Raw genomic sequence first — 5,500 nt, 5'->3', positions numbered from 1 at the left:
ATGATAGCCTTTCTCTAATTTGAGGCGATCAACCTCTGATAATTCAAGTACTTTTATTGGTTTCATAATTCTATTTTTTCTATAAAACGGAAAATGAACCATATTAGTACTGATATATATAAATAATTTAGATCATTTACTTACTATAGAGCAAAAAAACAAGCATTCAGAAATGAAAATGACAAAATGACAAGATGACAAGATGACAAGATTGCCATAGACAATCCAACAGAATTGTTCTAATTGATTTCTACCTGTTCAACAGCACTCACCAGCGAGTCTTTGCCATTAAGCAAATAGAACTTTACGCGAACAATACTGTTGAAGTCGGCGCTACCTTTCACCTTGATATGCAGTGTCTTACCATATACAAGCGTGTCGCGTTTGGACGGATAGGAAACAAGTTGCAAGAACTGTCTTGTAGAGCCTGTGCCTACATAGAAGATATCAGTACTATCAACAACATTCTGCGCCACATTATTAATTGTATCCTTCACCTGACGCTTTGAAACAAGCGAAGTATCAGCAGGCTCAAATTCAGACGCTGCTATAGTGTCACCATCCTTATGTGAAGTGGCAAAACGACAACTTGCAAGCATTCCAACCACCAAAGCCAGCACTATGGGTGGCAACAGGAACAATATCTTTCTCATTTTTCAAATTACATTAAATTGAACTTTCACTTTCATATTTTCTACAAAGTTAGTCCGCTTTTGACAAAAGCCCAAAAAATAAGAAGAAAAAATGGCCTTCATTAGCACTTTTATTTGTACCTTCGCATCCAAAATCAATATAATAAGCCTAAATTTAAGAACAAAAAGATGAAGAAGAATTTAAGAACAGCCTCTATCTGCGTACAGGGAGGCTACGAGGCAAAGAATGGTGAACCTATCGAACCGCCAATCATCCAGAGCACCACATTCAAGTATGACAACTCTGAGGAGATGGCTATGCTCTTCGACCTCAAAAAGGAAGGATACTTCTACACACGCTTGCAGAACCCTACCAACGATGCTGTGGCACAGAAGATTGCACAACTTGAGGGTGGCGTAGGAGCCGTGCTTACAAGCAGCGGACAGGCAGCCAATTTCTACGCTGTATTCAACATCTGCGAGGCAGGCGACCATATCGTGACAAGCAACGAGATTTATGGCGGAACATTCAACCTCTTCGGTGTAACACTCAAAAAATTGGGCATCGAATGCACATTTGTCAACCCAAATGACCCAGAAGAAGAGATTCAGAAAGCTTTCCGACCAAATACAAAGGTTGTTTTCGGCGAGACAATAAGCAATCCGGGATGTGCCGTGCTCGACATTGAGAAGTTTGCACGCATTGCCCATAAGAATGGCGTTCCACTCATTGTTGACAATACCTTCGCCACTCCTATCAACTGCCGTCCATTTGAATGGGGAGCCGACATCGTGACTCACAGTACAACAAAATACATGGACGGTACAGCAAGCCAGGTAGGCGGATGCGTAGTGGACAGCGGCAATTTCGACTGGCTCGCTAATGCCGACAAGTTCCCCGGCCTGTGTACTCCCGACGATAGCTACCACGGGCTCACCTACGCCAAGAAGTTCGGCAAGATGGGCTACATCACCAAGCTTGTAGCTCAGCTGATGCGCGACCTTGGCTCAATCCCAGCCCCAATGAATTCATTCATTCTGAATCTCGGACTGCAGTCGCTCCACCTACGCATGAAGCAGCATTGCGCCAACGCACAGCAGGTGGCAGAATTCCTACAGGCCGACCCTCGTGTGGCATGGGTTCACTTCAGCGGACTGCCAGGCGACCAATACCACGAACTCGCTGAGAAATACCTGCCTAACGGATCTTGCGGCGTGATAGCCTTCGGACTGAAAGGCGACCGCGACACAGCTATCCGCTTCATGGACTCGCTCGACATGATAAACATCGTAACCCACGTGGCAGATGCTCGCACCTGTGTGCTTCATCCGGCAAGCCACACCCATCGTCAGTTGTCTGACGAGCAGCTGCGCGAGGCAGGTGTTGCTCCCGACCTCATCCGCCTGTCAGTAGGCATTGAGGACGTTGAGGACATACTCGACGACATCCGCCAAGCTTTGGACAAGATTTAAACATAAAAAAGAATTGCCCTTTCACTCTTCAAACGAATTCGTTTAGAAGAGCGAAAGGGCAACTTTTATTACGCCAAAAGGCAACTTTTATTATGCCAAAGGACAACTTCCTGTCGCACTACAGTCCCCTTGCCTTGTATATTGTCTCCTTGGCAGCATTGATTTCCTGGAACTTCTGTTCGGCAGCCTTACGCACATCCTCTCCAAGCGTAGCTACGCGGTCGGGATGATGTTTCAGAGCCATGCTGCGGTAGGCAGCCTTCACTTCATCATCAGAAGCGTCTGGAGCAATGCCAAGCACCTTGTAGGCTGCATCAAGATTATTGCCGCCCGACGACAGATTGAGCATTGAATTCAAGTCTTCGACAGAAAGACCAAGATTTGCTGCTATAAACTGCAAGGCTTCAATCTCGCTCTGCGGCACACTACCATCGGCCTGTGCTATCATCACGAGGAAGTTGACGAGTTGCAGACGCTGCGAGTATTCCATATGCTGCGCTATCTCAGCACATGAGTCGCGTATCACATCCTTAAACGCCATATTGCCCATCTGCTTCTGACGTTCAAACAGGCGAAGTAATATTTGCTCGCCCTGTTGTACTGCCATCTCGCCGAAATTGCGACGCAGGAAAGAGCGAACGAGCTCCATCTCAGAGTGCATCACCCTTCCGTCTGCCTTCATAATATACGAAGCGAGTACAAGCAGCGAGAACAGAAACGAATTGCGCTGTCCCTCATACTGCTGTTGCTCCGTATAGCCACCATACTGGCGATTGTCATTATACACATTGTCTGCACCGCTGAACCCTTCAGCTCCCTTCTCAAACAACCAGCCTATAGCATAGCCGGCAAGTGCTCCAAGCGGTCCACCCGACATAAAGCCGAAGAAGCCGCCTATCCATCTTCCTACTCCCATTATTTTTCGTTTTTATATTTTAATCACTTTGTATTATTATCAATATTATCAATCCGCATTCCTTATAAGACTCTTCTTCACCACAGCTGGATTGCCGGCAGCCAATGAGTCGGCAGGGATGTCGCGAATCACGACGCTTCCTGCTGCAATAATGCTACGCGGACCGATAGTAACCCCAGGGCACACCGTAACGCCACCACCAAGCCAGCAATTATCGCCTATCCTGATAGGATGACAAGTCTCTACGGGCTGCATACGCTCCTCATAGTCGATAGGATGCTGTGGCGTGAAAAACTGGCAGCGGGGACCAATCTTACAATGCGCTCCTATAGTTATCTCTCCCCCATCAAGCATTATACAGTCGCAATTGATAAACGTGTGCTCACCTACGGTAATTCCATGTCCATGGTCGCAATGAAACGGAGGAATGATGACTGACGACTGCGGTATGCCAGGGATAAGGGCTTCGACTGTCTGTCTGTATTCAGGCGAGGCGAGCGTCATTATTGATAGTTTTGTACACAGTTCGTTTGCACGGACTATACTTGCCATTACCTCAGCATCATCAAAGCAATACAGCTGTTGGCTGCGCATTTTTTCATATTCAGTCGTCATTGCCGACTCGTTCTTATATTCTGCCATATTTATTGATTGTGGTTATTGATCTCACTATAATCAGGAATATCCCTCAAGAACTCATATCTGCGATTCTCGTAGTCCATACGGCAGCAATAATGCTGCAATCCATTGCTCATAACAAGATAATCGACATGCAACAAGAGATTGTAGGCTGCAATCTGATCAAACACCTTCTGTGTTATTTCGATTGACGGTGCCTTGTACTCTATTATCATGCGAGGCTGCAGCTGACGGTCGTACAGCACGCTGTCAGCCCGTAATTTCTTATTACCAATCATCAGCCCCACCTCGTTGGCCATAAGGGCAGCAGGATAGCCCTTGTGTCCTGTAAGGAAGTGGACAAAGTGCTGACGCACCCATTCTTCGGGCGTTAGAGCCACATAGCGGCGGCGCAGTATGTCGAAAATTCGCGGATGTTCCTTGGTCCCCGATAACTTTATTTCGAAAGTTGGTAGATTTAATCGAATCATTTTCGTAATTTTGCTTTGAAATGCTGCATAAGCAGCAAACAGCATACAAAAGTATGCAATTTTAACGAGAATAACGAGCCGTAAGGCTACCCGTTAATTTATTTTTACACCTTATAATATAATTATTATGGCAGAAAGAAAATCCGTGGCTACGTATGAATCAATCATGCGCGACCTGAAAGCCAAGAAATATGCGCCCGTATACATCCTTATGGGCGACGAACCTTACTACATCGACAAGATAGCCGACTATATTGCAGAGAACGTCATTGAACCCGACGACCGCGACTTCAACCAGACCATCGTATTCGGTGCTGACACCTCAGCAGCCCAAATATCCGACCTCTGTAAGGGTTACCCCGTAATGCCATCACCCTATCGTGTAGTGATTGTAAAAGAGGCGCAGGCGTTGAAATCGCTTGATGCATTGGAGCGATACTTCGAGAAACCATTACAGTCTACCATACTTGTAGTATGCTATAAAAACGGCACTATCGACAAGCGAAAGAAGATTGTAGGCAAGGCCGAGGCAGTAGGAGTGGTATTTGAAAGCAAGAAGAAACGTGACTTTGAGCTACCCTCGTTCATTGAGAAATACCTCAAAGACAACCATGTTGCCATCGACCCAAAATCGTGTTCGATGATAGCCGAACACATCGGCGCTGACCTGAGTCGCCTTATATCGGAACTGGAGAAAGTGATGATCTCACTGCCCGACGACAACCGACGCATCACACCCGAAATTGTAGAACGTGAAATAGGAGTAAGCAAGGACTTCAATGTGTTCGAACTGAAGACAGCAATCATCGAAAGGAATGTTTTCAAGGCTAATCAGATAGTAAAATATTTTGACAAAAATCCAAAGGCAGGTTCACTGTTTGCATGTCTGCCTTTACTATACTCTTACTTCCAGAACCTGATGGTAGCATTCTATGCGCCCGATCGCAACAACGACAACAACCTCGCAGCCTTCCTTGATCTGAAGTCGGTGTGGGGTCTGAAGGACTACCGCACTGGAATGAGAAACTTCACAGCAATGAAAACTCTACAGATTTTATCCAAACTAAGGGAAATCGATGCCAAAAGTAAGGGATTGGACAACCAAAACACCTCAACTGGCGACCTTATGAAGGAGCTAATCTTCTTCATTTTGCACTAAAAAAGCATATTTTCCACTAGTTTCTTTTCCAGAATAAGAAACGGTTCAGACCATTTTTTTCGGCCTAACTTCCTAAAGAACATGGGAGTTAGGCCATTTTTTACCCCTTTATTTTTGCAAAAATCAAGCCACATAATCCTTTGTTCAGAATTCTTCAGTATTGCAAAAAATGAAGGATATGGAGTCTTTAAAATTTACGTTTTACATATTT

The 5,500-nt window shown here is 45.4% G+C and carries 6 protein-coding genes; 2 read left to right on the top strand and 4 right to left on the bottom strand.

Features of this window, described 5'->3' with window-relative positions; genetic code table 11:
• Positions 1-239: 239 nt before the first annotated feature.
• Complete coding sequence (locus I6E38_RS14270) at positions 240-653, bottom strand: hypothetical protein (protein ID WP_235394619.1); 414 nt, start codon at positions 651-653, stop codon at positions 240-242.
• Between the two features lie 168 nt (positions 654-821).
• Between I6E38_RS14270 and I6E38_RS14265 the strand changes: the two genes are divergently transcribed.
• Positions 822-2,105, top strand: a complete 1,284-nt coding sequence (locus I6E38_RS14265; protein WP_235394618.1) for an O-acetylhomoserine aminocarboxypropyltransferase/cysteine synthase family protein — start codon at positions 822-824, stop codon at positions 2,103-2,105.
• 118 nt (positions 2,106-2,223) lie between these two features.
• Here the strand turns inward: I6E38_RS14265 and I6E38_RS14260 are convergent, their stop codons facing one another.
• Genes I6E38_RS14260 through I6E38_RS14250 form a run of 3 tightly spaced genes read right to left on the bottom strand, consistent with a single transcriptional unit; the run spans position 2,224 to position 4,130 of the window.
• On the bottom strand, positions 2,224-3,021 hold the full coding sequence (locus I6E38_RS14260) for a DnaJ domain-containing protein (protein WP_235394617.1): 798 nt from the start codon (positions 3,019-3,021) through the stop codon (positions 2,224-2,226).
• A gap of 48 nt (positions 3,022-3,069) precedes the next feature.
• Positions 3,070-3,636 (bottom strand): sugar O-acetyltransferase, encoded by a 567-nt coding sequence (locus I6E38_RS14255; protein ID WP_235394620.1) that lies wholly within the window; start codon positions 3,634-3,636, stop codon positions 3,070-3,072.
• A 29-nt stretch (positions 3,637-3,665) separates the two neighbouring features.
• Positions 3,666-4,130 carry a type I restriction enzyme HsdR N-terminal domain-containing protein gene (locus I6E38_RS14250; RefSeq protein WP_235394616.1) on the bottom strand — a complete coding sequence of 155 codons (465 nt, stop codon included), beginning with the start codon at positions 4,128-4,130 and terminating at the stop codon, positions 3,666-3,668.
• Positions 4,131-4,257: 127 nt separating this feature from the next.
• Here I6E38_RS14250 and holA point away from each other — a divergent pair, with 127 nt between their 5' ends.
• On the top strand, positions 4,258-5,289 hold the full coding sequence (gene holA, locus I6E38_RS14245) for a DNA polymerase III subunit delta (protein ID WP_235394615.1): 1,032 nt from the start codon (positions 4,258-4,260) through the stop codon (positions 5,287-5,289).
• Positions 5,290-5,500 lie beyond the last annotated feature (211 nt).

The sequence above is a fragment of the Leyella stercorea genome, assembly GCF_021531355.1.
Classification (GTDB): domain Bacteria; phylum Bacteroidota; class Bacteroidia; order Bacteroidales; family Bacteroidaceae; genus Prevotella.
The sequence above is the reverse complement of the archived record's forward strand: the minus strand, read 5'-3'. Positions and strand labels throughout refer to the sequence as shown.